The organism is Pontixanthobacter luteolus (assembly GCF_947494915.1).
In the GTDB taxonomy this organism is placed as follows: domain Bacteria; phylum Pseudomonadota; class Alphaproteobacteria; order Sphingomonadales; family Sphingomonadaceae; genus Pontixanthobacter; species Pontixanthobacter luteolus.
Map to the genome: position 1 here is coordinate 148171 of NZ_CANLWR010000001.1, position 25452 is coordinate 173622.

Below are 25452 nucleotides of genomic sequence, written 5' to 3' on the forward strand. Positions count from 1 at the left end.
CGGGGGTTATATTGCAGTTGCGAAATATGCGCATCGGTCCATGTGCGCCGCATGAGGACATGCATCTTTTTGCTTGCGGGCGCGGTTATTGCATCGCCCGCCCATGCCGGCGGCGGAACACCCATTCCCGAGCCTAGCAATATGGCGCTATTCGGCCTCGGTCTGACCGGCCTGATCGTGGGCCGCATGATCGCGCGCCGGAAACAGAACCAGCAGGACGATTGACGGTTTTCCCGATGCGCGGCATGGCCCGGGCATGAGCAGCATTCCCGATACACTCGCCCGGCTTGAACAGACGATTGCACAGCGCAAGGGCGCCGACCCTTCGTCCAGCTATGTTGCGAAACTGCATTCGCGCGGCTTGCCCATAATCGCCCGTAAGCTGGGCGAAGAAGCTGTCGAGGCTGTCGTCGCCGCGCTTGCCGAAGATCGCGATGAATTGGTCGGCGAGGCGGCCGATGTCATGTTCCACCTGCTGGTTCTCTTGTCGGCCAAGGATGTTTCGCTGGCTGAGGTGATGGCCGAACTTGACCGGCGCGAAGGTGTGTCGGGGCTTGATGAAAAAGCCAGCAGGCCGGCTGAATAGGGAGCAACCACATGCCGATTGACGCAACCCAGCCATATGATGACCAGAACATCTTCGCCAAGATACTGCGCGGAGAGATCCCGTCGACCAAGCTGTATGAAGATGAATGGGCGTATGCGTTTCCCGACATAAATCCGCAGGCTGAACTGCACGTGCTGGTCATCCCCAAGGGAAGCTATGTCAGCTGGGACGATTTTTCCGCCAAGGCGTCCGACGCCGAAATCGCCGGTTTCATCCGCGCGGTCGGTAATGTCGCGCGTGAACACGATCTGGTACAGCCGGGTTACCGCTTGCTGGCCAATGTTGGCGCGCATGGCGGGCAGGAAGTGCCGCATCTGCATGTGCACCTGTTCGGCCGCCAGTTCCTGGGGCCGATGATCGCGCGCTAGGCACCGTTCGCCGCTGCATCCCGGCTGCATCCAACAATCGCTTGCCGCGCGATTCCGCGCTGCGCTAAGGCGGCGTGAATATGAGCAAAACGCCAAATCCGCCCGGGGGAACCTTCGATGGCCCGCTGCACCTTTATGCGGTGCGCGTCTATTATGAAGACACCGACCTTTCCGGGATCGTCTATCACGCCAACTATCTGCGCTGGTTTGAAAGGGCGCGTTCGGATGTCCTGCGAATGCTGGAAATAGACCAGCGGGCCGCGATCGAAGCGGGGCAGGGCGCGTATGCGGTGGCCGATATCCAGATCCGCTATGCCCGTCCGGCAAAGCTTGATGACGATGTGATAATCCACACGCGCTGCACCGAAATAAAGGCCGCCAGCGTGTTGATGCACCAACGTGCAATGCGCGGTTCAGAATTGCTCTGCGAAGCAAGCCTGCGGGTGGGTTTTGTCGCGCCAACCGGACGCCCGACCCGGCAGCCGCAAGAATGGCGCGACGCATTTGCCAAGATCATTTCCCGAGAAGAGAACGAATGAACCTATTTCCTATCCTTGCTGCGGTTTCTGCTGAGCCGGTCCATTCGGGCAGGCTCAACCCGATGCAATTGTTCCTCGACGCCGACATCGTGGTTCAGGCGGTGATGCTGGGCCTGATCCTTGCCAGCATCTGGGTCTGGATGATCATCATCAGCTTCAGCCTGCGCCTTGCCCGGGTGAAAAAACGCTGCGCCGCGTTCGAAACGGAATTCTGGAAGGCCGACGATTTCGATGCCTTGGTGAAGCAGCGTGCCCGCCAGGATATTCCGTCTGCCAACATTGCAGCTGCCGGCATGTCCGAATGGCGCAGATCTGCAAAAGGGCGCACCGGCCCGCTGGACCGCGATGGCACGCGTCAAAGGCTGGCCGGCGCAATGGAAAGCCAGGTCGCGCAGGAGGCAGACAGCCTCGCCGATCGGCTCAACTTCCTCGCCACCGTCGGTTCAGTCGCGCCGTTTGTGGGTCTGTTCGGGACCGTTTGGGGTATCATGAACAGCTTCTTCCAGATCGGCGTACAGGAAAACAGCTCGCTCGCGGTGGTTGCGCCGGGTATTTCCGAAGCGCTGTTTGCAACTGCCATCGGCCTGTTCGCGGCAATCCCCGCGGTCATCGCATACAACCGCTTCAGCCATGGCGTGAACTCGCTCGAATCGCGTCTGCAGCGATTTGCGGACCGGTTCCACGCCAGCCTCAGCCGAGAGCTGGAGCGCCTTTAAATGGGGATGGGTCTCGCATCTTCATCGCGCCGGGGCGGCCGCCGTTCGAAACGGACGCCGATGGCTGAAATCAATGTCACGCCATTCGTCGACGTGATGCTGGTGCTGCTGATCATTTTCATGGTCACCGCGCCGCTGCTGTCATCCGGTGTTCCTGTCGAACTGCCTGACAGCCGCGCCGCCGCACTGCCGCAGGAACAGGACCCGGTCACGATCACTGTCGCCTCTGACGGTGTGATCTATCTCGGCAATGAGCCGCTGGCCCCCGGCGAATTGCCCGACCGACTGGCGAATGTCACCTCAAACCCGGACGGGACGAAGCCGCAGGTCACCTTGCGCGGCGACAGGATGCTCGATTACGGGCGCATGATGGCCGTCATGGGCGAGTTGAACCGTGCAGGCTTCAACTCGATTGCACTGGTGACGAGCAGCACGGCGCAGCAACCGGCGGTCATTTCCGGTTCAGAGTTGGAGCAATAGCTGGCTAGTATGGCAGCGTCCGCACTCCGTACCGAAGAGATTATTGCGCTGGTCGCGGCAGTGGCGCTGCATCTGGCGCTGGTGGTCGTGATGCTGGTCCGGTCGCCGGCTGAACCAGTTCCGGTGCCCGAACGGGTAACGGTCAGTCTGGCCGAAGATGTCGGGCTTGAGGCTATGTCCCCGCAGCCGGTGCCTGAAAGCCGTGAGGCAATTGCCCCGACATTGTCCGACAGCCCCGCGCCGGAAGTGACGGAGACACAGATTACCCCGCCGATCCCTGCGCCAAGACCGGTTGCAACCAGCGCGCCGTCGCGCCCAGCTGTATCGCGCGAGCCGCGCCGCCGGCCCGACCGGCCTGAAAGCAGGCCGCAGTCCCGACCTCAGCCGCAACCACGCTCTACCCCAACGCGCAGCGGAGGCAGCCGGATCGGCGCGGACTTCCTGCCGGGTTCCGGATCAAGTTCGAATACTGCGGAAACGCGCGCCCCGGCAGCCACTTTTGGCCGCGCCGAACAGGCGGCATTGAGCCAGGCAATCAATCGCCAGCTCAAGCCCCACTGGCGCGCGCCGCAGGGGCTGGAAACCGAACGGTTGGTGACAGTGCTCACCTGGCGGATGAACCGCGACGGTTCGCTCGCAAACACCCCCACGGTGGTAAGCCAGACCGGAATAACCGATGCAAACCGCGCGCAGGCACAGGTTCATGCGGAGCGCGCCATACGTGCGGTGCAACTCGCCGCACCATTCAACCTGCCGGACGAATTCTACGATAAGTGGAGTTATATCCGCGACTGGCGTTTCGACAGAAGGCTTTGACAATGCGAATTTGGACTTTCCTGATTGCCCTGACCATAGCAGCGCCCGCCGCTGCGCAGGATCTTGGTACCCCCGTTCCGCAAGGCGGAGAGGTCGAGACTGTCGAGCAGGAGGGCGGCCTTTCGGGCAGCGTCACCGACGAAAGCGATTGGGAAGATCTGGGTATCGCAATCGCCGGATTTGCAACCGACCGCGACGTTGAAACGCCTGCCAGCAGTTCGGGGACTGCGGGGCTGGGCAAACAGATGGCGCAGGTGGTTTTCAACGATCTGCGCAATAACGGCCTGTTCAAACCAACAGGGCCCGATGCATTGCCGCAGCCCAGCTTTACCCAGATTACCGCGCCCAACTGGCCGACATGGTCGAACCGTAGCGCGGAAATGCTGGTGCATGGCTATGTCCGCGCACGTCCCGACGGGCGGCTGACCGTGGGCTGTTATCTCTATGATGTTGCCCTGCGCGATGAACTGGCACGCTCCGGTTGGGTGGTTCCGCCTGCGGATTGGCGCAGGGCGGCGCATAAATGTGCTGATCTGGTCTATTCGCGGCTGACCGGCGAAGACCCGTTCTTCGACAGCCGGATCGCTTATATCGCGGAAACCGGACCGAAGGATAACCGCACAAAACGCCTGGCCATCATGGACAGCGACGGCGCAAACCACCGCTTCATCACAACCGGTCGGTCTACTGCGCTGACACCGCGTTATTCGCCGGATTACCGCAAGCTTCTGTATCTCAGCTATGTCGACGGTAATCCGCGTATCTACGTCTATGACATCGGCACGGGCCGTCAGACGCTGATCACGCAGAGCGAGAACCCGACCTTTGCGCCGCGCTGGTCGCCCGACGGAAACTGGATTCTGTATTCCATGGCCGTATCGGGCAACACCGATATCTACCGCGTGTCCGCAGAGGGCGGGCCGAGCATGCGCCTGACCAATACGCCGGGTATCGACATCGGCGGTTCCTATTCACCCGATGGCAGCAAGATTGTGTTCGAAAGCGACCGGTCGGGCAGTCAGCAAATCTACGTGATGGACGCCAATGGTCGCAATCAGAAGCGGCTGACATTCTTTGGCGGCCGCGCTGCGACGCCGGAATGGAGCCCGCGCGGAGACCAGATCGCGTTCACCCATATTGCAGGCAATTTCCGCATCGCGGTGATGAACCCGCGCGGCGGCGATCTGCGTCATCTGACCGATAGCTGGCAGGATGAAGCCCCGACCTGGGCGCCAAATGGCCGCATCGTACAGTTTTTCCGGACTGCCCGAAATTCGGGCGATACCTCACTCTGGCAAGTCGATCTGACAGGCCGAAATGAAAGGAAGCTGCCGACGCCGGTGGACGCGTCAGATCCGGCATGGGGACCGATTCTCCCCTGAATGCATTGATTTGGAGTAAGCTGGGTCGCAAAATCCCAGCGTAAGGAGACGTCAGATGAATACTCGTTTCACCACTATTGCTCTGCTTGCAGGTGCTGCCGCGCTGGCCGGCTGCAAGACAACCGCGCCAGAAGTGCTTCCGCCCGAACCTGGCCCGTCTACCCAGACCACCCCGAACAACCCCGCGCCAGCTGGCCCGGTGCTTGGCACTCAGGAACATTTCGTCAATGGCGTGAACGGCCAGAACGTGATTTTCTTCGACACTGATCGGTTTAACATCGATGGCGAAGATGCCGCTGCCCTGCAGGCGCAGGCGCAGTATCTGATGCGCAATCAGGCGATCAACATCACGGTGGAGGGGCACTGCGACGAGCGCGGCACCCGCGACTACAACCTTGCTTTGGGTGAACGCCGGGCCAATGCGGCGAAGAACTATCTGGTCAGCCTTGGCGTGCCGGCAAACCGTATCCGTACGGTCAGCTACGGCAAGGAACGCCCGGTCGCGACCGGATCGAATGAACAGGCATGGGCGCAGAACCGCCGTGCGGTTAGCGTCGTTATTAGCTGATTATTCTATGGTAATGCAAAGGGGCGGCCGGGCAGCAGCTTGGCCGCCCTTTTTCATGATTACGGCAGCTCGACCGACGCCGAGATCGACATTTCAGGCAGCTCGCTTTGCGGCAGATCACCCTGCAAACCGCCCAGCAGCGCCGATGCGGCGAACAGCGCCATCGTGATTGCAGAAATAGTTGCGGAGAGGGAGGCTTGCTTGCTCATGATACCTTTAGACCGTGTACTTACCTGCCGTTAGGCGGAATATATGAAAGCTTCGTTGCGTTGCAACATTTCAATCAGCAACTTTGTTCCCGGCCTTTCAAAGTCGCGCAATAATCCCTAGACTGAACGACATGCCCATTCGACCAACACCTTCCCGCGCGGCTGGCGCTGTGCTGATATCGTGACCGGAAAGGGGCGTTCGAACGATTGGGGCTTCCCGCGCTGGCGCAGCTATGGCTCGTCGCGAGAAACCGTGGCTCAGCGAGAATGCGACCGGCATGGTTGCAGCGATGCGGGACTGTGTCCGGCTCCGAAATCGCCGAACAGCCCGGACCGTTGGTATTTCTGCCAGAAACACGCGGCAGAATATAACAAGGGCTGGGACTATTTCGAAGGGCTGGACAAGGAACAGGCTGCTGAACGCCAGCGCACCGAACAGCGCGACGCCGACGCTTATGCCGAGGCATCGCATTACGGCTGGTCTGGCGGGACGGGCGACGGCAACCGCTCGGCAGATGAAATGCTCGCGCTGGAAGTTCTGGAACTGGAAGCCGATGCTGATTTCGAACTGATAAAGCGATCATTCCGGATCAAGGCGAAGGCCGTACACCCGGATGTGAAGCCGAACGACAAGGAAGCGGCCAAGGAATTTCAGAAAATCTCCGTCGCCTACGAAGTTCTCAAGCAGGCTGAAGAACGCCGCGAATGGAAGGGATGACCGCGCTAGCTTGCTCCGGCGATCAATTGTCGTTCCACCACGGCGTGTCAGTGTAGGGGCGAATATCCAGTTCATGTGTCCACGCGCTGCGCGGCTGATGTGCGAGGTGCCAATAGGTTTCTGCGACGGCGGCTGGATCAATTATCCCGTCCTCGCCCTTGCTGGCCTTGTAAGCATCGAAACTGTCGCTCAGCATTTTCCCTAGTGTGTCGGGCGCGTCCACTGGCCCGTCAATCACGATGTGGGCGACATGGACCCCCTTTGGCGCAAATTCGGCATTCAGCGATTGGCACAGCATTCGCCGCCCGCCCATCGCCGCCGCATGACTATGCTGACCGGCATTGCCCCGCACCGCTGCAGTTGCGCTGGTGACCAGAAGCGAGCCGGTACCGCGCTGCGCCATGTGCGGAAGCAGGGCAGAGGCCAGGCGAAACGGAGCGAAGGTTGCCAATCGCCAGCCCAGCTCAAACGCCTTGTAAGTGGTGTCTTCCAGCCGGCGGTTGCCAATCTGCGCGCCGAGATTGAACAGTGCGCTGTGGATGGGGCCGATACTGCGTTCTACGTCCTCCACCAGATCCTCAATCGAATCCGGTAGTGAAGCATCCAACAATTTGCCGCTCGCCTCCCCGCCAGAATCGCGAATGTCATCAACCAGCCTTTGCAGTCCCGCCTCGTCGGAACGTCTTGCCAGAACGGCGTGATAACCGCCTGCGGCAAACCGTTTTGCGACGTGCCCGCCTATGCCGGCGCCCGCCCCCAGAACTAGGAAAACCGGTTTCTGATCGGGCATGTGCGTCTCCGTATCGAGGTGTTACAGGCGGCTTTCGATAGCAGAGGCGAGCGACTCTCCCAATTCCGGACCCTGTACCGGGTAAAGGAATGGCTCGATCGCTTCCGCTTCCATCACCATTAAATGCCCGGCCACATCGCGGATCAGATCAATCCGGGCATACAGCGGGGCGCCGCCGGGCATGGCAGCCACCACAGATGCAGCTTGGCTGATATCCTCTGGCTGAGGTGTGAATTTGGCTTCCTTGCCACCATATAGCGACTGGATGCGATATTCGCCGTCTGCCGCAGTCTTGCGAATTGCATGGCTGAACCGGCCATCGATGAACACGAAAGAGAGTTCGCCTTCATCCTTGATCGAAGGAAGGAAAGGCTGGATCATCGCGGCCCGGCCCATGGTCCATTCGTCAGCGGGCAACGATCCGCGCGAAAACAGATGCTGGCCCAACCCCCCGGCACCGACCTGACGTTTCACAACTATGGTTTCGCAGCCGAACCGGTCCAGCGCCTGCTCGATATCGGCCAGCCCGGGGTTATTTGCCCAAACGGTTGGAATAATGCGCGCACCCTTGCTTTCGAGGTCGAGCAAATAGCGCTTGTCCATGTTCCAGCGCACCAGCGATGGAGGGTTGCAGACCGCGATCCCGGCCTCTTCCAGAGTTTCGAGCGCGGCAAGAAACTCAGCTGCATGGTCCTGATAGTCCCACGCGGTGCCCAGCAGGACCAGATCGACACCGGCAAACGCTTCACGCGGGCTTCGCCATTCGATTTCGGTCAGCGTGCCGCGTCGCCCCTCGATGGCGGGGCGTAACGCTGCCATCTGGAGGTCGTGTTCAAACGCATCGCCGCGGCGCGTGCCAGCGCTGGGCATGGTTTCGGGGCAGGCGAGAAATCCGATATGCATTACCGCCTGCCCCGCAATACCGTCAGACTGCGTCCAGCGCCTGGCCGAAGTCGGCGATCAGATCGTCCGGGTCTTCGATGCCGATACTAATGCGCACGAGGTTGGGCGTGATGCCCAGCTGCGCCTTGCGTTCATCAGGCACTGACAGGTGCGTCATGGCAGCAGGGCAGCTCGCCAGCGTTTCGGTGCCGCCAAGGCTGACAGCGAGTTTTGCGATCTTCATCGCATCGAGGAATCGGAAGGCCTCTTCTTCGCCGCCTTTGACGAAAAGCGAAAAGGTCGAGCCTGCGCCGAGACAATGACGATCGTATATGTCTTGCTGGCGAGGGTCTTCGATGAAGCCGAGATAGCCGAGTCCTTCGACCTTTGGATGGTCTTTCAGGAATGCGCATACTTTTGCTGCATTTTCGCCCGCGCGCTGCATCCGCAGTTCAACGGTTTCAAGGCTGCGCATCAGCATCCATGCGGTGTTGGGATCGGCAATGCCACCCATCGTGTTGCGCAGCGCACGGACAGGATCCATCCATTTTTTCGCCCCGGCGATGCTGCCAGCGACAAGGTCGGAATGGCCGCCGACATACTTGGTCAGCGAATAGACCACGATATCCGCGCCATGATCCAGCGGGCGCGACCACAGCGGCCCAAGGAAAGTGTTGTCGATCGCGATCGGGGTGGTTTCCGCATCAAGAATGGCATCGCGCGATGCCTTTACCGCTTCCACATCGACCAGCGCGTTGGTTGGGTTGGCCGGGCTTTCGAGATAGACCATCGCGACCTTGCCGCCCTGATCTGCTGCTTGCGCCTTGGCCTTTTCCAGAACCGCGTCGATTTCGGCGCGTGTGGCACCGGCGGCGAAGTCGATATAGGTGATGCCGAACTTGCTGAGTACCTTGGCGACGAAGCCTTCGGTTGCAGCATAAAGCGGGCCAGAATGGACGATCACATCACCAGCATTACAATAGGCAAGCAGCATGACGGTGATCGCAGTCATTCCGCTGGAAAACGACAGTGCATCCTCGGCACCGTCCCAGATCGCCAGGCGGTCTTCCAGAATTTCCTGGTTAGGCCCGTTGAACCGCGAATAGACGAGACCTTCTGCGCCGCCCGGGCGTTTGCCGGTAATGCCTTCGAAGTGGCGTTTGCCTGCGGCCGAATTTTCGAACGCAAAGGTGCTGGTCAGGAAAATCGGAGCCTTCAGCGAACCTTCCGAGAGGGCCGGGTCATACCCGTGGCCCATCATCAGCGTGCTCGGTTTCAGCTCGCGGCCATTGATGGTTTTGACTTTGGGCTTGGGATTGCGGCGCGGGGTTGGAGTTTCAACGGCGTCGGTTGCATCGGTCATTGCGATGTCGCTTCCTATTCAAACGCTCCTAGGAAGGCAGGAGCCAGATGGATCGTTCGGCCCCCCGTCCCTAACCTCCGCAGGAACGCATCTCCGAACGATCTTTCATTCAATCCGGTATCATTTGAAACGACCGGCTTCAACCAAAGAGAATGGCGACTGCCCAGACGAGTCCCACGATCAGGAAAATACCGACGATATCTAGGATTACGCCTGCACCGACCATGCGCGGTAGCCGGATACGGCCGGTGGACCATGCAATCGCGTTTGGTCCGGTTCCCGCCGGCAGCATGAAGCCCCAGCTGGCGGCGAGCGCGGCGGGCATTGCCAGCAAGACCGGGTCAACACCCATAGCGACCGTCAGGCTGGCGACGACCGGGATGATTGCGCTGGCCGTCGCGACATTGCTGGCGAACTCTGTAATCAGCACGACCATCGCGACAATCGCCAGCGCGGTTACGATCAGGGGGACGGCGGACAGCGGCAGCAATGCGTTGCCAAGCCATTCTGCAAGGCCCGATGCGCCCATACCTGCAGCCAGTGCCAGTCCGCCGCCAAACATCATGATGACTCCCCACGGTGCGCGGTCTGCTTCCTTCCAGACCAGCAGCGGGCGGCCAGTCCCGTCAGGCAATACGAACAGCAATATACCTGCCACGATTGCAATCGTCCCGTCGGTCAGTGACCCGTCCGGCAGATATGCCTTCAGCAGAGGTGCGGTCATCCACAGAAGGAAAGTAACACCGATCAGCGGTACGAGCCGCTTTTCGGGCACTGTCCATGCGGCGTGAGTGTCGATCGCCGCCCGTGCTGCGCCGACATCGAAGGGATGCGATGCCACGCGCTGGACCCGGGCGATGATGAAGGCTGCGATGGGGATGCCCACCAGAACGATGGGCAAACCGTAAGCCGTCCACTGCGCGAAACTGATCTGAAGCCCGATCATGTTGTCGAGCAGGGCTACCGCAATCCCGTTGGTCGGAGACCCGACAATCGTGCCCAGGCCGCCAATGGACGCGGCGAACGCAATCCCCATGGGCAGGGCTCCGGCCAGTCCCTCCTGCTCTTCTGCAGCCAGCCCGCCGCCAGCCAGCACGGCAAGTGCCATCGGCATCATGATCAGGCTGGTCGAGGTGTTCGAAATCAGCATCGAAAGCAGCGCCGCGCTCATCATGAAGGCGAGCAGCAATCGGGCCTGTCCGCCTCCGCTGCCGACCATCTTCAGGATCGCCAGTGACAATCTGCGGTGCAGGCCGGTGCGTTCGATCGCCAGCGCTATGAATGCGCCGCCCAGGATCAGGAACAGGATTGGCGCGTAATAGGCGGCAGCTGTTTCCTTGGCGGTCAGCACACCGGCGAATGGCAACACGACAAACGGCAAAAGGGCGGTCGCGGTCAGCGGGATCGCCTCTGTCATCCACCACGCAGCCATCCAGACGACCAGCCCGGCGACCATCCATGCCTGCGCCGGCATACCGGCAGGCGCAGGAAACACGAGCGTCAGCGCAAAGGCCGCAAGGCCCGCGACGAAACCGATCTGTTTTGCTGTCAAAAACTTCCCTCCTCCAGAGTGGAAGCCAAACCATAAGTTCCGCCGCGTTTAAAGCTTTATCCGTACAGCTTGCGGATGCGTTGGAAGAAGCCTGGATATTCCGACGGTCTGGTCAGCCACTTCTTGCGGACTGCACAAGTGATGCTCGAGATAGTTTTGCCAAAAAAGCATTCAATATTTCAAAGAGATAGTAATAATCTTCAATAGGATTCGTTATATTTCGCTTTTATACAATCAAAATAAATAGGGGTGATTAGTCTTACAGAAATCGAGGGACTTTCCTGCGAGTCGCAATTGTAAAATCGCAAAACAGGAGAGTTAAAATGGTTTGTAGATCAGGTTCCGTTGAAAGAGCGGCAGACAAATCGACAAAAGCCGCTGAACAAGTCAAAAAGCTGGAAGACGCTCTGAAGTCTAGGTCTGAAGCGGTGAAGAAGGAATTCTATGACGAGATCGATACTCATCTCGCCGACGCGAAAATTACTGATGCGAGGCAATTGGAGTATGCCTCTGACATCAAGACCGAATATACGAGCGAGTTCAGCCTCGACAAAATCGCAGGGGTTGTGGTGTCCGCGCTCAAAGCTGCAATCGCTGCAAGCGCGCCGGGCGTTGAAAAGCCGGCGATGAGCGAAGAGGCGATCAACGCCTATGTCGATGTCGTGAACACAGTCGCAGAGGCTGCGAAGTCGAATTCGGAGTCTTCGTCGAGCCTTTCTTTTTCGATGACCCGGTTGGCGCCGGGTATGTTCGGTTTTCTGAAGGCTACTTCAACCAACATTCGCGACGAGGACACCTTCGGTTCTGAGGAAGTGACCTCCACTGCAATTTACTATCGCCTGATGCAAAGCATCGACGATATCAAAAATCAGGCCGAGTTTGGCGAGGCGGTGATCGATGCCGCCAATCTGAAAAAGATGAAGGAATTGCAGGCCGGTCTCACCGATCTCCTCGCCGAGGGTAAGCTCACGGTGGATGAGTGGATCGCGAAAGACGGTGCATACGAAGGCATGATCCAGACGATCCGCGACCGTCTCAAAGCCCACGGTTGGGATGAGAAGCAGATCGCTGTACTCGAATCGTCGGTCAGCGGTCATGCGCGCATGGTCAGCGGCGCATTGTCGAAGCTGCGTTCAATGGGTTCGGAATTTTCCAAGGCAATCGAAGTATCTGAGGAGCGGCTCCGCGTGGGTCACTTCAACTGATTGCGACGACAATAAAAAAGGGGCGCCTGTTTCGGCGCCCCTTTTTCAATCAGTTTTGCCTTTCGCGGCATTACTTCGGTGCGAGCACCATCAGCATCTGGCGGCCTTCGAGGCGCGGGAATGCTTCGACTTTGGCCACTTCGGCTGTGTCGTCCTGCACCCGGCGAAGCAGGTTCATGCCCAGTTCCTGGTGCGCCATTTCGCGTCCACGGAAGCGGAGCGTAAGCTTCACCTTGTCCCCATTGTCGATGAATTTGAAAACGTTGCGCATCTTCACGTCATAATCATGCGTGTCGATGTTCGGACGCATTTTGACTTCCTTGATGTCCTGCGTTTTCTGGCTCTTGCGCGCGAGGTTTGCTTTCTTCTGCGCTTCGAACCGGTACTTGCCAACATCGAGGAATTTGCACACGGGCGGGTCTGCGTTGGGCGAGACCTCGACCAGGTTCAGGCCAACATTGGCCGCCTGTTCGATTGCTTCGTTGGTGTACATGACGCCAAGGTTTTCGCCTTGGTCGTCGATCACGCGAACTTTGTCGCTCTGGATGAAATTATCGTAGCGCGGGCCGCTCTTGGTGGGCGGCGTGTTCATGCGCCGGGGTGGACGGGCTATGGGGCTATCTCCTGAATTGCCAATGTAATCGTGTCGTGTTTGTGGGTGCTACTTAGGGACGAATGCCTTGAAACGCTAGCCTCGTCGGGGGTGCGATGCGGAAAAACATGGCAGTGTGTGCTGGCCGCTACGCTGCCTTCTGCCACAGGGTGAATTTCGCCAGTTTCCCGCCCGCAGGCAGCACCGCACGGATGGTGTCCGCCGGTTGCAACGCTTTGACAATTGCGGGGTCCCCTGCATCCATTCCGCCGGTCAGTGTGCCGAACGCCGGCAGGATCATCCGCCCGCCTGTTTCAGCCCCGCTCGCGATAACAGCGCACGGCCGGCGAATTCTGCGTTTTCTGACACTTAGCTGCAGGCGGGGATGGAAATGACCGGAAAATTCCGGGCGCGTTTCGCCCTGCTTTGCTTCATGCCGCAGAACGGTGCCCGATATCTCCAGTTCTTCCGCTATCGAGCCGCCCGCTCGCGCTTCCATATGGGGGTCATGGTTGCCAGTGATCCATACCCAGTCGACCGCACGGGTCAGGGCAGACAGCATCCCTGCTGCATGAGGTTCAAGGCGCGCCGATCCCTCGCTGTCGTGGAAATTGTCACCCAGAGTGAAAACGCGCCGCGCACCCGTCTCGCGAATCGCTTCCGCAATCCGCTCCAGCGTTTCACGGCTGTCATACGGGGGCAGCATCTGCCCGTGCTTGGCAAAGAAGCTCGCTTTCTCAAGATGCAGATCTGCCACCAGCAGCGCGGATTCTGCCGGCCAGTAGAGCGCGCCGGAAGTTGTCAGCGCGAATTCCTGATGTGCGAACGAAAGGGGAACCATTCAGCCCACTTGCCGCAGCGATACGATAATGGCAAGCCGGTTTCATGACCGATTGGAATGACAAGACTACCGCCGCGAAAGAGTGGTTTGAAACCCTGCGGACCAACATCTGCAACGAGTTCGAGGCGATCGAACGCGAAGCGGGCAGCGATGCAAGCTTCGCCTTCACCCAGTGGCAACGCGAGGAGGAGGGCAATCCCGATCCCGGCGGGGGCACGCAAGGGCTGATGAAGGGGAAGGTTTTTGAAAAGGTCGGGGTCAATGTATCGACCGTGCGCGGCAATTTTTCGACGGAATTTGCAGGGCAGGTCAATGGCGCCAGCCCGGAAAGCCCCGGCTTCACCGCAACCGGAATCAGCCTGGTCGCACATATGGCCAACCCGCATGTTCCGGCAGTGCACATGAACACGCGGTTCCTGACCACCGGCAAGGCGTGGTTTGGCGGCGGCGCCGATCTCAACCCGCCTATCCCGTATGCTGAGGACACGGACGAATTCCACGCCGCATTCCGCGCCGCGTGTGCGGGCCACAATCCGACCTATTACGAACGGTTCAAGAAATGGGCGGACGATTATTTCTACATCCCGCACCGCAAATGCCACCGCGGTGTCGGCGGAATTTTCTACGATCATCTCGAATGCGATGACGATGCCGCATTCGATCGAAATTTCGCCTTCACAAAGGATGTTGGCCAGACGTTTCTTGATGTTTATCCCAAGCTGGTGCGCCGCCGTCTGGACAGCGATTTCAGCGAAGCGGACAAATTGCAGCAATTGCAGTGGCGCGGCCGCTACGCTGAATTCAATCTGGTTTATGACCGAGGGACCTTGTTCGGCCTGAAAACGGGCGGCAATATCGACGCCATCCTGATGAGCCTGCCGCCAGAAGCTGTCTGGACCTGATTTAACCGGCGACCTTGTTCATCGCCTATTGATCCACCATCTGCCACGCACCGCCGCAACCATTCCTCCGGAGTTATCCATGCGTTTCCTTTCCGCGTTCAGCCTTCTGCTCCTTGCCGCTTGCAATCCCCCGGAAACGGGCGATCCGTCGGCGCCGAAGGTTGCGCCGATACTCACCACCGAAGACGCGCACGATGACCAGACGTTTGCGGAGCCTGAAAAAGCGCGAGTGACTCATATCGATCTCGATCTCGATCTCGATTTCGAGCGGGAAATGGTCAGCGGCAGCGCAATGCTGGATATCATCGCCGACAAGGGCGTCGACACGGTTATCCTCGATTCCGACGGCTTGAAGATCGATTCGATCAGCGATGCCGACGGCAAACCGCTGCAATACAAGGTCGGCGACATTGTCGAGGGCAAGGGCGCGCCGCTGTCGGTCGAGATGGGCGATGCACGCGAAATTACCATTACCTATTCGGCCAGCGACGCAGCGGCGCTGCAATGGCTTGCACCCGAACAGACTGCCGGAGGCAAGCATCCCTACCTGCTCAGTCAGGGGCAGGCGACGCTGAACCGTACCTGGATCCCGACGCAGGACAGCCCAGGCATTCGCCAGACATGGTCCGCGCGGATTACAGCGCCTGAGGAACTGACCGTCGTGATGTCCGGCCTGTCCGAAGACGATCCGGAAACGCTCGACGATGGACGCCGCGCGTTCACATTCGAAATGGACAAGCCGGTTGCGCCCTATCTGATTGCAATTGCCGCGGGTGATATCGTGTTCAAGGAACTGGGGCCGCGTTCCGGAGTATGGAGCGAACCGTCGATGATCGACGCTGCTGCCGCTGAACTTGCCGATACGGAAGCAATGATCGATGCGGCGGAAAAGCTGTACGGTGACTATCGCTGGGGGCGCTACGATATGATCGTTCTGCCGCCTTCATTCCCTTATGGCGGGATGGAAAACCCCGTCATGACGTTCCTGACGCCGACTTTCATCGCCGGTGATCGCAGTCTGACCGGTCTGGTGGCGCATGAACTGGCGCACAGCTGGTCCGGCAACCTCGTGACCAATGCCAACTGGACCGATAGCTGGCTGAATGAAGGTGTGACCTCCTATTTCGAAAACCGGATTGTCGAGGAAATCTACGGCAAGAAGCGCGCCGATCAGGAGGCCGCGCTGAGTTTCGCCGCGATCGAGAAAACCTTGGCCGAAGTCGGCAACGAGGCGCCGGGCACCGCCTTGCACCAACCGGCCAACACCGATCCGGTGGGCAGCGCGATTGTGTATGACAAGGGCGCATTCTTCTTGCGAACTGTCGAAGGCATCGTCGGCCGCGACCGGTTTGATGCCTGGCTGACGCAGTGGTTTGACAACCATGCTTTCCAGCCTGCGACGAGCGTAATGATCCTCGCTGACATGGAAGAAAACCTGGTAAAGGACGAGGCCGAGGCGGAAAAGCTGAAGCTGCGGGAATGGATTTACGAACCCGGCTTGCCGGATAATGTCGCGCGTCCCGGCGCGGCCGCGTTCGCAGAGGTTGACGCAGCAGCGAAGGCCTTCACGGCGGACCGCACTCTGGACACTGCATCCTGGGACAAGTGGACGTCAGCCGAACGCCAGCGTTTCCTTGCCAAGATACCGCGCAAGATGAGCAACGCCGATCTTGCTGCGCTTGACGATGCGCTGTCGCTGTCGGGTTCGGGCAACAACGAAGAATTGTTCCTGTGGCTCGAACTGGCAATGCAGAACCGGTATGAAGCCGCGGTACCGACAACCGAGAAATTCCTGACCGAGGTCGGGCGCCGCAAATTCGTCGCTCCTCTGTTCGAAGCGCTGATGGATCAGGGCAGTTGGGGCCAGCCAATCGCCAAGCGCATCTACGCCAAGACACGGTCCGGCTATCACGCCGTTACGCGCGGCACTGTAGATGCGATGGTGAACGGCTAGCATCTAATTCGCCGCACAAGAAAATTTGCGTTGCATCGCAGGACTTTTGCCCCACAATCGGCGGCAAGATGCTGCGCCAGTATGAACTTGTAGAACGGGTCCTCGAATACGATCCCGACGCCGATGAGGCGCTGCTCAACCGTGCCTATGTGTATACCGTACAGAAGCACGGCAGCCAGAAACGCGCGAGCGGTGACCCATATTTCAGCCATCCGGTAGAGGTCGCGGGGCTGATGACCGATCTTCAGCTCGATCAGGAAACGATCATGACCGCGCTGCTCCACGATACTGTGGAAGACACGCTGGCCACAATCGATGATATCGAGGCTAATTTCGGGCCAGAGGTTGCCCGCCTGGTCGACGGCGTAACCAAGCTGTCCAAGATCGAAGCGATGCCGGAAAACGAACGCGCGGCTGAAAACCTGCGCAAATTCCTGCTCGCCATGTCAGAGGATATCCGCGTCCTGCTGGTGAAGCTGGGCGACCGGCTGCACAATATGCGCACGCTCCACTTCATCAAGAAGGAGGAAAAGCGCCAGCGCATCGCGCGTGAGACGATGGATATCTACGCCCCCCTGGCTGAGCGGGTGGGCATGTATGAATACATGCGTGAAATGCAGCTGCTGGCTTTCGAACAGCTGGAGCCGGAGGCGTATCGCACCATCACTGGGCGGCTGGAACAGATCCGGATGCAGGATGGCGGGCAGGTTGATGCGATTGCCTTGGCGATCAAGCAGGCGCTGGCCGAGACCGGGTTGAATGTCGAAGTTTCGGGACGGGAAAAGCACCCGTATTCGATCTGGAAGAAGATGGCCGAACGGCATGTCTCTTTCGAACAGGTCACCGATATCATGGCGTTCCGGGTCATCACCGAAAGCGAAGCGGATTGTTATGCGGCCATGGGCGTACTGCACACCGTGTGGCAATTCATTCCCGGGCGGTTCAAGGATTACATCTCCACCCCGAAAAACAACGGCTACCGCAGCCTGCATACCTCGCTGATTTATGAAAACTCCATGCGCGTCGAGGTGCAGATCCGCACCCGCGAAATGCACCAGCGAAATGAATTCGGCCTGGCCGCGCACTGGGCTTATAAACAGGGCGACAAGCCCGACGGTGCAGTCGGCTGGCTGCGCGACCTGATCGAAATTGTCGATGCCAGCCATGATGCCGAGGAACTGCTCGAACACACTCGCCTGGCGATCTATCAGGACCGTATTTTCGCCTTCACGCCCAAAGGCGCGCTGTTCCAGCTGCCCAAGGGTTCGACGCCGGTCGATTTCGCCTTTGCGGTGCATACTGATCTGGGCGCGCAGACCGTCGGCGCGAAGATCAATGGGCGGCACATGCCGCTGCGCACGCCGCTTGGAAATGGCGATGTGGTCGAGATTATCAAAGGGTCCAGCGCCGCGCCGCAGCTAAGCTGGCTGGGTTTTGTCGTCACCGGCAAGGCGCGGGCCGCGATCCGCCGCGCCGTGCGGCTGAAAGAGCGCGCTGAAGTCGCCGAAATCGGCAAGAAACTGTTCGATGAAATCGCCACCCGCGTCCCGGCCAAGATCGGGAAGAAGGCAATCCGCGAGGCTGTCAAACGGCTGGAGATGGAGGATGAAGAAGCCTTCATGTACGCGATTGGCGCGGCCAAGCTGGAAGACCGCGAAGTGATGGAAGCGCTCGTCCCGGGATGCACCAGCGAAATGGAGCAGGGCGAAGATTGGGCGCGGCAGGAACGCGCAATTTCCATACGCGGACTGACTGCCGGTGTCGGTTTCAAACTTGCTGAATGCTGCCACCCGGTGCCCGGCGACCGCATCGTGGGCCTGCGCAAGGCGGGCGAGGGCGTAGAAGTCCATGCAATCGACTGTTTCGAACTGGCCAGCGGGATCGATGCTGACTGGCTCGACCTGTCATGGGGCAAGGCCTCGAAAGGCGCGATCGGCAAACTACGTGCCACGCTTTACGACCGGCCGGGTGCGTTGGCGGAAATGGCGGGCATATTCGGGCAGAACATGGCTAATATCCGCGCGCTGGAACTGTCACAAACAGAACACCCTTTCGGCGTCTATGAGATAGACCTCGAAGTGCAGGATCTGGCGCACCTTACCCGCATCCTCAGCGCACTTCGGGCGAGCGATGCGGTGGCGCAGGCTGAACGTATCTGATGGGCGTTGTCGGGTTAGATCACGTCCAGATCGCGATCCCGGCAGGCGGTGAAGATGCCGCGCGTGAATTCTTCGCCGGTCTGCTCGGGATGGCAGAGGTGCCGAAGCCCAGCAATCTTTCATCCAGTGGTTGCTGGTTCGGAAGCGGATCCGTTGCCATACATGTCGGTGTCGATCCGGACTTTACACCTGCGGGCAAAGCACACCCTGCGCTGCTGGTCGATGACCTCGCGGAACTAAGGCAAAGGCTGGACGAAGCGGGTTTCGAAACACGCGATGACAAACCGGTCGAGGGATATGCACGGTTCTTCACCTGCGACCCGTTCGGCAACCGTATCGAATTGATGCAGCGTCTTTAAAGCAGTTCCAGCTGCACCATAACTGTATCGCCTTCAGCCAGCTCTTCAGCGCGCAGCACCTTCTTGCTGACTAGCAGTATCCATTCGCTGGACTTGCTCTGCGGAAACACTGAGCTTTTCCAGCGTGTATCGCCAATGCTGGCGAATACTTTCACCGATCCGAAGCCGCGCCGCGCGCCGAGTTCCAGACGCAGCAGCCGTTCGTGCATGGCAATCGCTTGCGCATCCTCACCAGTGATCGCGACAAGATGATAGGTCCCGCGTTCGCCCTGCCAACGCCGCATTTGCGTGCGGCAGGTCAGGATTTCACTCATTGGCCGTCACTGATTGGGAGCGCGCCGGATTGGCACGGGGATATTGCAGATATCGGCACCGCCAGCTGGGACGATGAAGAACGGATCGCGCCGGTTGGCCCGGGCATCCGCATATCGGGCGAATGCTTCACCTTCCGTGGAAAGGTATTCGAATGCTGGCCGCTCGCCTCCGGAGAGGTCGCTCGCGACCCGGATCGACATTATCGGTGTGCGTTTCTCCGCTTCGTCTTCAGTATAGAATCCAAGTGCACCCGATCCGCGCGGCAGGCTGGAGAGGTGCTCCATGCCGGAAATGATGCGTCCGACCAGCGCGATATTGCGGTCAAGGTGGCGGGGCGCTTGGCCGATAACCGTGTAGAGTTCCGCGCCAGATCCGGTGTCGGGGGAATAGCCGCGCCCAACCCCGACCATGCCATAGCAATGTACGGGCCAGAACTGCTCGTCTTGCCCGGCAATCGGCCAACCATTCGCGATCATGGCAATTTGTGAATACCGGTCTGAGAAAGTGGCTTGCGCGTATTGGCGCGCATCCTCTTCACCAAGCCCCTGCAAGACTTCGAAATCGGCTCCGCCGGCAATCAAACCAACCATTGTCGCAGCTGATTGAATACGCATTTTTGATGGGCCGTCAGCGGCAAACGCTGGAGACGTATAATCGTCTTCTTCCATCACCCGTAGCCCTTCGGGCAGCGGCTTTGCGTCACCTTCCGCCTCCGGATTGTCATAATTCGGATCGCCCCACTGGACGACGTAGTTATCTTGCACCCGGTTGACGGTGATATCGTCGTACCAACCGGCCCGCGCGAGAGTCCGGATATTTTGGGTCCACCCTTGGCTGAACGGAGCGGGCATTAGCTGGATGATCACTTCGCGTGCGTTCCCCTCTGCATCGGGGGCGAGTGTCATCACCAGCAGGTCTTCTGCGGCAATCGGTATCCAATCATCAGCAGGCGCAGCGTCCACTATCTCGTTCGGCGAAGGGGCCGGCTGTTCCCCCGCATCCTGTGCCAATACGGGCGCGGTTAGTGCTAGCGCGAAAGGCGCGGCGAAGGCGGCGGCAGCGGCGGCCAGTGTCAGGTTCTTTTTCATGGCTGCACCTTGGCAAAGGAAACTGCCTTGCGAAAGGCCCGACACGCGGCTAGTGCGCGCCTTCTGCCAGAAATGGCACGCGGACACGTGGCCGAGTGGTCGAAGGCGCACGCCTGGAAAGTGTGTAAAGGGGCAACTCTTTCGTGGGTTCGAATCCCACCGTGTCCGCCATAAAGAGGGTCCCGCAAGGGGCCCTTTTTTGTTGCGTTCGGGTTTCCTGATGCCTTGAATTCACAAACAATTGCGCTGCAAACTTGCAATCGGGCTCTGGTGAAGTCAGCGTAACAACGCGGGCAATGAGGGCTGGCCGCGCAGGGGACATCCGATGAGGGCATCTGGGCGATATGACGTCATTGTTGTTGGTGGCGGCCCCGCCGGGGCAACCATGGCGTGGGCGCTGGCGCAGCAGGGAATCGATGTCGCGGTTCTGGAAAGAGCCAGCTTCCCGCGCGAGAAGGTGTGCGGCGACTTTGTCGAGCCTGCCGGATTGCGGATCATCGAGCGGATGGGCTGCGCCGATGCGCTTGGCCTGAAATCACGGGCGAAGATCGACAAGGTCAGGGCCTATTACGGCCCGCACATCGCGTACCAGAATGATGTGGCTTATTACGAGGGCGAGGCCGGAATGCCGCCCCACGGCCATATCGTGCCGCGTCACGAACTCGATACTGCCTTGCTGGAAAATGCGGCGAAGGCCGGAGCAGACGTGATCCATCAGGCGCTGGTGCGCGAAGTGCACCGTGAAGACGGGCTGATGCGGGTTGATGCCAAGGTCGGCAAGGGCAACAAAAGCTTTACCGCTCCGGTCGTTGTGGGCGCAGACGGGGTGCAGTCGGTGGTTGCCGCACACGCTGGCCTGAGGCGCGATGACAAACGTCACATCGGCATTTCGCAGCGGGTCTATCTCGATGGGGTCGAGATGGATGAAAGCGAAGCATGCATCTGGTTCGATGAAGACCATTACCCGGGATACGGGTGGGTCTTCCCGACCGGTAACGGGCGCGCAAATGCCGGTATGGGCATGTTGAGCGAAACGACCGAGCGGTTCGGCATCTCGTTGCAGCAATCTTTCAGGGAAAGTATGGACCGTCTGAAATACCGGCATCCCGGCTGCGCCAACGCTGTCATGGCGACCAAGCCGCTGGGCGGGGCGGTTCATATGTATGGCGGTATTACCCGCAATCACTTCGCCGGCGGGATTCTGGTGGGGGATGCCGGCGGCTTCGTCGATCCGATGACCGCAGAAGGCATCACGCAGGGCATGGAATCGTCCATCATTGGTGCTCGCACGATTGCTACGGCGTTGGAGCGGGGGTCGTTCGAGGAAGCGGACTTTGCACGTTTTGATGATGATTTCCGGGACTATTTTGACCACGGGATGCTGTATCTGAGTTTTTACGCCACCATGATGCGCAACCGGCATTTCGGTGATTTTTTCCTCAGCATGACGCAGCAGGGTTTCGAACGGGCACAGACCGACCGAGAATTTGCGCGCGTGTGCGGGACTGGGTTCGGCGGCTTGAATGTTCAGCCGGCCGCGATCGCGTCGCAGCTCTGGACGGGCATTGCGCGTCACATTGCAGAAGGCGGCGCGGCGGTGCTGGCTGATCTGGTGGCCGGGCGCGGAATTCCGCGCGACGGTTTCGTAGGCGACTGGAATTTGTGGCAATCCGGCTGGCGGGCCTCGGTTGATGATGACCGCGCCTGGCACATATCATGGCTGGCTGACATCGTCCGTGCGGCGATGAAACTTGGTCCATCGTTTACACGCAAGGAAAATCCTCGGCTCAAAGGCCCCTTCGCAGCGGAGCTTGAATCATGACGGATGAAACAGTCGTAAAAACCTCCAAGACAATGCCCGCCAAGAGCGGCAAGGCAGCGAAGAAAGCCGCACCTAAGCGTGCGGCCAGAACGCCGAATGCAAAACCCGCAAAAGCGAAGGCCAAAGCTGCCAAAGGCAAATCTGTTGCGGTGGTGGGCGGCGGGATCGCTGGCCTTACTTCTGCAATAAAGCTGCTGAAGGCCGGGTTCGAAGTGACGATTTTCGAGCAGAACGAAAGGCTCGGCGGGAATACCTCGTCCGAACTGGTCGCCGGTGTCGAGCACGATGTGTATCCACATATGTTCTGCGACTGGTACGACAATTTCTGGGACCTGTACGAGAACGATCTTGACCTGAGCAGGGATGATCATTTCGAACCGCGCGCAGGGGTGAAAACACTGCGCGAAGGGTCCAAGACCTATGATGAATTGCTCAATCCCACGACGCTGCAGGCGATCATCGCCAATCTGAAATCAGGCTCGCTTTCACCAGCGGAAATGTTCCTGATGGGATATTCCATGGTCGACCTTGCAGGCTATCCATTCGACCGCGAGGGGATGGCCCAGCTTGAAAAGCAGAGCGTGAACGGCTTTCTCTATTCCACCAGCTACGCGACTGAAGAGGTTGCCGAACTGGAAAACTACATGCTGGAGGTGATCTGGTCGATCAACAGCGAGCGCACCTCTGCCGCGAGCTATCAGGACTTTATCCGGCACACGCTGTCTTTCCCCAACGGCGCACCATTCGCGTTCATGCTGAAGAACGATTTGAACACCGGGCTGGTGCAACCGATCGCTGACCTGATCGCGCAGATGAAGGGTACGGTTAAGACCTCTACCGAGGTAATCGCAGTGCGGCTGGTGGATGACCGGCCCGTGCTTCACTGGCGCAGTGCAGGTTCCAGCGGACGCGGCAGCTCGGGCGGCTTTGACGAGGTTGTAATCGCAGTTCCGTGTGCCCCGCTGACCGATCTGGTGATGGGCGGTACTCGCAATCTTGCGGGCGACCGGCTGATCGACCGGGAGCAATCCCTGGCGCAGGTGCGGCGGCTCAGCTCGGTCGCGATCCCTGTGATCGACCTCTACCTCAATCGAAAGCTGCCCGATATTCCGCCGGAGAACATCGGGCTGACGGGCGCAAAATACGGGCTGTCGGTCGTCGATATCGCCCAGCTGTGGCCCGAAGGTGAATTTGGCGGCAACACCGCGCTGGTCATCGCCGCTTCGGACGGGGAGGCATTGCCGGGGCACAATTTCGAGGCGCAGGCATGGTTCATGCTGCAGGAACTGCGCAAATTCTATCCCGGCATCGATATCGGCACGAAATGGGGCGATCCCGATTGTGATATCGACTGGGCCAAGACGCACGCCCGGTCCAATACCGATTACGCCCTGTTCCTGAATGAAGTGGGTGGTTGGGACTGGAGGCCTTGCACTGCCTATCCCGGTACTTTGCCAGGCATCTTCTTCGCGGGCGATCTGGCGCAAAGCAATGTTGACATGGCCACTATCGAAGGCGCGGTCGAGAGCGGCGTGCTGGCCGCCGCAGCGGTGCAGGCTTTCGATGCTGAACGTACTGGCCAAATGCGCGGCAAGCCAATCGAACTGATTAAGCATCTGACCTATGGCAACACCGCTCTGCGGGCGGCGAAATTGGCACTGATGCCGTTTGCCTATCTGGCCAAGGGCTGGACCTTGCTTGAAGGAAGCGCGCCAAAACCTGATCTGAAATACCTCGGCAATTCGCTGCAATCCGACCATCTTCCGCTGTTGCCGTTGCAGTATATCGTCGACTGGTGGACGACCGCTTACTGGTTCTGGAACAGTGCGCTAACGGGTGACGAGGGACCCGAGAAAATCGGCCCGCGGAACAATGGCGATGACGATTTCATCGGTCTTGGCGCTGCGCTGCTGATGGTTGCCGGGGAATTCGCAAGCTATGCGACCGAGAAATGCGCCGAGGGCAGGGCCGAGGGCGCGGAAGGTAAATCCCGATCGGCGGTTAAGGATGGCTCTGACGAAGGGCTGGATGGGCTCGCCCGACGGGCAGGGCGGATGACCGCCGATTTCCTTTCCTGCACCGGTTCCCCGGCGCAGCCCGATCCAACGCCGAGACAGCGCCGCTGGCGCGTAAAGCGTTGAGAGACAAGCTATGACAACAGGATTTAAATCGTGAACTCAGGACTGGACTCCGTAACTGCAGGCATCGTTTCTGATCTCGGTTTCGAGGATGAAATGGACCGCGTGCGCAACCTGCTGAACGGCTGGATCGAACAGGTCGGGCAAGATCTGAAGCCGCTTCTGGAATGGCAATTCGTGGAAGGGTCGAAATACTTCCGCCCCCTGACGATTTTCGGTTGTTACCGGGCAGCGATAGGCGGCGACATACCCGACAGTATGATCCGCTCTGCTGCGGTGCTGGAAATGATGCACAACATGACGCTGATCGTGGACGATATCCTCGATCATTCGGACGAACGGCGCGGTATTCCCTCGCTCCATGCGAAGTTCGGCATGTTGCCGGCCCTGATGGCGTCGGGTTTCATTGTGGCCGAAGGGTTCGAAATGTCGGCTGAAGACCCGCACGATATCCGCCTGTTTGCCGATCTGGTGAAGCGGCTGGGCGTTGCTGAATGCGCGCAGTGGCGATTGCGCAGGCAGCCGCTGGGCGTTGCCGATTGGGAGGATATTGCGGGCGAGGATACAGGTTCGATGTTCGAAACCTGCGCCTGCCTTGCGACCCGCGATGAAAGCCTGCGGCGTTTCGGCAGGCTCATCGGGATGCTCTATCACGGCTGTGACGATGTCGGCGATGTCAAAGGGTTGGAAGGGCTTGGCGGCGGAGGCGAGGAGGATCTGCGTGACGGTATCCTGACGTTGCCAGCGTCGCTTGCCATTCAGGACCGCGAGATTTGCGATATGTTCTGCAAGTCCGATCCGTCACCGGCGGAACTCGACCGGATCAAACACGCCATGATCGCTCAGTTGCCAGCCGCCGACGCACACCTCGACAAGTTGGCAAAAGATGCGAAGTGGCAGGCGCAGACGAAGACCTCCGATCCGAAGGTGCTTGAGGAACTGGTGGATTATACGCGCGAGCTATCTCGCAGATAGAGCGGGCGGGTTTCTGCGTTTCCCTTCCGGCAGGTTCTTGTGGGCAGGGCCGCTTAGTTTGGCTATCGCCGCCTGGCCTGAATTTGGGCTTAGCGTTGCGTCGGGATGCCGC

Annotated in this window: 27 protein-coding genes and 1 tRNA gene; 19 read left to right on the forward strand and 9 right to left on the reverse strand. The window is 59.4% G+C overall.

The window, feature by feature from the left end:
- Positions 1-51: 51 nt before the first annotated feature.
- The 9 genes from PO778_RS00650 to pal all read left to right on the forward strand — a co-directional run bounded on the left by PO778_RS00650 (position 52) and on the right by pal (position 5476).
- Positions 52-225: a PEP-CTERM sorting domain-containing protein gene (locus PO778_RS00650; protein WP_160729202.1), complete on the forward strand. Its 174-nt coding sequence runs from the start codon at positions 52-54 to the stop codon at positions 223-225.
- A gap of 31 nt (positions 226-256) precedes the next feature.
- The gene (locus PO778_RS00655) at positions 257-586 is read left to right on the forward strand and encodes a phosphoribosyl-ATP diphosphatase (RefSeq protein WP_271438243.1); all 330 of its coding nucleotides are present in this window, start codon (positions 257-259) and stop codon (positions 584-586) included.
- A gap of 11 nt (positions 587-597) precedes the next feature.
- Positions 598-975 (forward strand): HIT domain-containing protein, encoded by a 378-nt coding sequence (locus PO778_RS00660; RefSeq protein ID WP_271438244.1) that lies wholly within the window; start codon positions 598-600, stop codon positions 973-975.
- A gap of 80 nt (positions 976-1055) precedes the next feature.
- Positions 1056-1514, forward strand: coding sequence for a YbgC/FadM family acyl-CoA thioesterase (locus PO778_RS00665; protein WP_271438245.1), 459 nt, complete (start codon positions 1056-1058; stop codon positions 1512-1514).
- Positions 1511-2230 (forward strand): protein TolQ, encoded by a 720-nt coding sequence (gene tolQ, locus PO778_RS00670; protein ID WP_160729206.1) that lies wholly within the window; start codon positions 1511-1513, stop codon positions 2228-2230. Before PO778_RS00665 ends, tolQ begins: the two co-directional genes overlap by 4 nt.
- Positions 2231-2710 (forward strand): ExbD/TolR family protein, encoded by a 480-nt coding sequence (locus PO778_RS00675; RefSeq protein ID WP_271438246.1) that lies wholly within the window; start codon positions 2231-2233, stop codon positions 2708-2710.
- A gap of 9 nt (positions 2711-2719) precedes the next feature.
- Complete coding sequence (gene tolA / locus PO778_RS00680) at positions 2720-3526, forward strand: cell envelope integrity protein TolA (RefSeq protein WP_271438247.1); 807 nt, start codon at positions 2720-2722, stop codon at positions 3524-3526.
- Positions 3527-3528: 2 nt separating this feature from the next.
- On the forward strand, positions 3529-4908 hold the full coding sequence (gene tolB / locus PO778_RS00685; RefSeq protein ID WP_271438248.1) for a Tol-Pal system beta propeller repeat protein TolB: 1380 nt from the start codon (positions 3529-3531) through the stop codon (positions 4906-4908).
- Positions 4909-4963: 55 nt separating this feature from the next.
- Positions 4964-5476, forward strand: coding sequence for a peptidoglycan-associated lipoprotein Pal (pal, locus tag PO778_RS00690; RefSeq protein WP_271438249.1), 513 nt, complete (start codon positions 4964-4966; stop codon positions 5474-5476).
- A gap of 59 nt (positions 5477-5535) precedes the next feature.
- Here the strand turns inward: pal and PO778_RS00695 are convergent, their stop codons facing one another.
- Positions 5536-5685: a hypothetical protein gene (locus tag PO778_RS00695; protein WP_271438250.1), complete on the reverse strand. Its 150-nt coding sequence runs from the start codon at positions 5683-5685 to the stop codon at positions 5536-5538.
- A 181-nt stretch (positions 5686-5866) separates the two neighbouring features.
- Here PO778_RS00695 and PO778_RS00700 point away from each other — a divergent pair, with 181 nt between their 5' ends.
- The gene (locus PO778_RS00700; RefSeq protein WP_160729211.1) at positions 5867-6403 is read left to right on the forward strand and encodes a J domain-containing protein; all 537 of its coding nucleotides are present in this window, start codon (positions 5867-5869) and stop codon (positions 6401-6403) included.
- Positions 6404-6425: 22 nt separating this feature from the next.
- Here the strand turns inward: PO778_RS00700 and PO778_RS00705 are convergent, their stop codons facing one another.
- The 4 genes from PO778_RS00705 to PO778_RS00720 all read right to left on the reverse strand — a co-directional run bounded on the left by PO778_RS00705 (position 6426) and on the right by PO778_RS00720 (position 10990).
- Positions 6426-7193, reverse strand: coding sequence for an SDR family NAD(P)-dependent oxidoreductase (locus tag PO778_RS00705; RefSeq protein WP_271438251.1), 768 nt, complete (start codon positions 7191-7193; stop codon positions 6426-6428).
- Between the two features lie 21 nt (positions 7194-7214).
- Positions 7215-8096, reverse strand: coding sequence for an ATP-grasp domain-containing protein (locus PO778_RS00710; protein ID WP_271438252.1), 882 nt, complete (start codon positions 8094-8096; stop codon positions 7215-7217).
- A 22-nt stretch (positions 8097-8118) separates the two neighbouring features.
- Positions 8119-9438, reverse strand: coding sequence for a cystathionine gamma-synthase family protein (locus tag PO778_RS00715; RefSeq protein ID WP_160729213.1), 1320 nt, complete (start codon positions 9436-9438; stop codon positions 8119-8121).
- Positions 9439-9577: 139 nt separating this feature from the next.
- Complete coding sequence (locus tag PO778_RS00720; protein ID WP_271438253.1) at positions 9578-10990, reverse strand: SLC13 family permease; 1413 nt, start codon at positions 10988-10990, stop codon at positions 9578-9580.
- Between the two features lie 323 nt (positions 10991-11313).
- On the opposite strand from PO778_RS00720, the gene PO778_RS00725 reads away from it, so the two are divergent.
- The gene (locus PO778_RS00725) at positions 11314-12195 is read left to right on the forward strand and encodes a hypothetical protein (RefSeq protein WP_271438254.1); all 882 of its coding nucleotides are present in this window, start codon (positions 11314-11316) and stop codon (positions 12193-12195) included.
- Positions 12196-12265: 70 nt separating this feature from the next.
- Here the strand turns inward: PO778_RS00725 and infC are convergent, their stop codons facing one another.
- Both infC and pdeM read right to left on the reverse strand, forming a co-directional pair.
- Positions 12266-12787 carry a translation initiation factor IF-3 gene (gene infC / locus PO778_RS00730; protein ID WP_160729216.1) on the reverse strand — a complete coding sequence of 174 codons (522 nt, stop codon included), beginning with the start codon at positions 12785-12787 and terminating at the stop codon, positions 12266-12268.
- A gap of 148 nt (positions 12788-12935) precedes the next feature.
- Positions 12936-13628 carry a ligase-associated DNA damage response endonuclease PdeM gene (pdeM, locus tag PO778_RS00735; RefSeq protein WP_271438255.1) on the reverse strand — a complete coding sequence of 231 codons (693 nt, stop codon included), beginning with the start codon at positions 13626-13628 and terminating at the stop codon, positions 12936-12938.
- 44 nt (positions 13629-13672) lie between these two features.
- Here pdeM and hemF point away from each other — a divergent pair, with 44 nt between their 5' ends.
- The 4 genes from hemF to PO778_RS00755 all read left to right on the forward strand — a co-directional run bounded on the left by hemF (position 13673) and on the right by PO778_RS00755 (position 19002).
- Complete coding sequence (hemF, locus tag PO778_RS00740) at positions 13673-14530, forward strand: oxygen-dependent coproporphyrinogen oxidase (RefSeq protein ID WP_271438256.1); 858 nt, start codon at positions 13673-13675, stop codon at positions 14528-14530.
- A gap of 79 nt (positions 14531-14609) precedes the next feature.
- Positions 14610-16484 carry a M1 family metallopeptidase gene (locus PO778_RS00745; RefSeq protein ID WP_271438257.1) on the forward strand — a complete coding sequence of 625 codons (1875 nt, stop codon included), beginning with the start codon at positions 14610-14612 and terminating at the stop codon, positions 16482-16484.
- Between the two features lie 68 nt (positions 16485-16552).
- Positions 16553-18643, forward strand: a complete 2091-nt coding sequence (locus tag PO778_RS00750) for a RelA/SpoT family protein (protein WP_160729220.1) — start codon at positions 16553-16555, stop codon at positions 18641-18643.
- On the forward strand, positions 18643-19002 hold the full coding sequence (locus PO778_RS00755; protein ID WP_271438258.1) for a VOC family protein: 360 nt from the start codon (positions 18643-18645) through the stop codon (positions 19000-19002). Before PO778_RS00750 ends, PO778_RS00755 begins: the two co-directional genes overlap by 1 nt.
- Here PO778_RS00755 and PO778_RS00760 read toward each other — a convergent pair.
- The gene (locus PO778_RS00760; RefSeq protein ID WP_271438259.1) at positions 18999-19316 is read right to left on the reverse strand and encodes a DUF1905 domain-containing protein; all 318 of its coding nucleotides are present in this window, start codon (positions 19314-19316) and stop codon (positions 18999-19001) included. The two genes, PO778_RS00755 and PO778_RS00760, sit on opposite strands and share 4 nt — an antisense overlap.
- 6 nt (positions 19317-19322) lie before the next feature.
- On the reverse strand, positions 19323-20405 hold the full coding sequence (locus PO778_RS00765; protein ID WP_271438260.1) for a peptidylprolyl isomerase: 1083 nt from the start codon (positions 20403-20405) through the stop codon (positions 19323-19325).
- 81 nt (positions 20406-20486) lie between these two features.
- Here PO778_RS00765 and PO778_RS00770 point away from each other — a divergent pair.
- The 4 genes from PO778_RS00770 (at position 20487) to PO778_RS00785 (ending at position 25340) form a co-directional block, all read left to right on the forward strand.
- Positions 20487-20576 (forward strand) — tRNA-Ser (locus tag PO778_RS00770).
- Between the two features lie 154 nt (positions 20577-20730).
- A complete protein-coding gene (locus tag PO778_RS00775; protein ID WP_271438261.1) occupies positions 20731-22227 on the forward strand; it encodes an NAD(P)/FAD-dependent oxidoreductase in 1497 nt (498 codons plus the stop codon).
- Positions 22224-24368: an FAD-dependent oxidoreductase gene (locus tag PO778_RS00780; RefSeq protein ID WP_271438262.1), complete on the forward strand. Its 2145-nt coding sequence runs from the start codon at positions 22224-22226 to the stop codon at positions 24366-24368. The genes PO778_RS00775 and PO778_RS00780 overlap by 4 nt, the downstream gene beginning before the upstream one ends.
- A gap of 30 nt (positions 24369-24398) precedes the next feature.
- Entirely contained in the window at positions 24399-25340 is a 942-nt protein-coding gene (locus tag PO778_RS00785) for a polyprenyl synthetase family protein (protein WP_271438263.1), read from the forward strand.
- Positions 25341-25452: the final 112 nt, after the last annotated feature.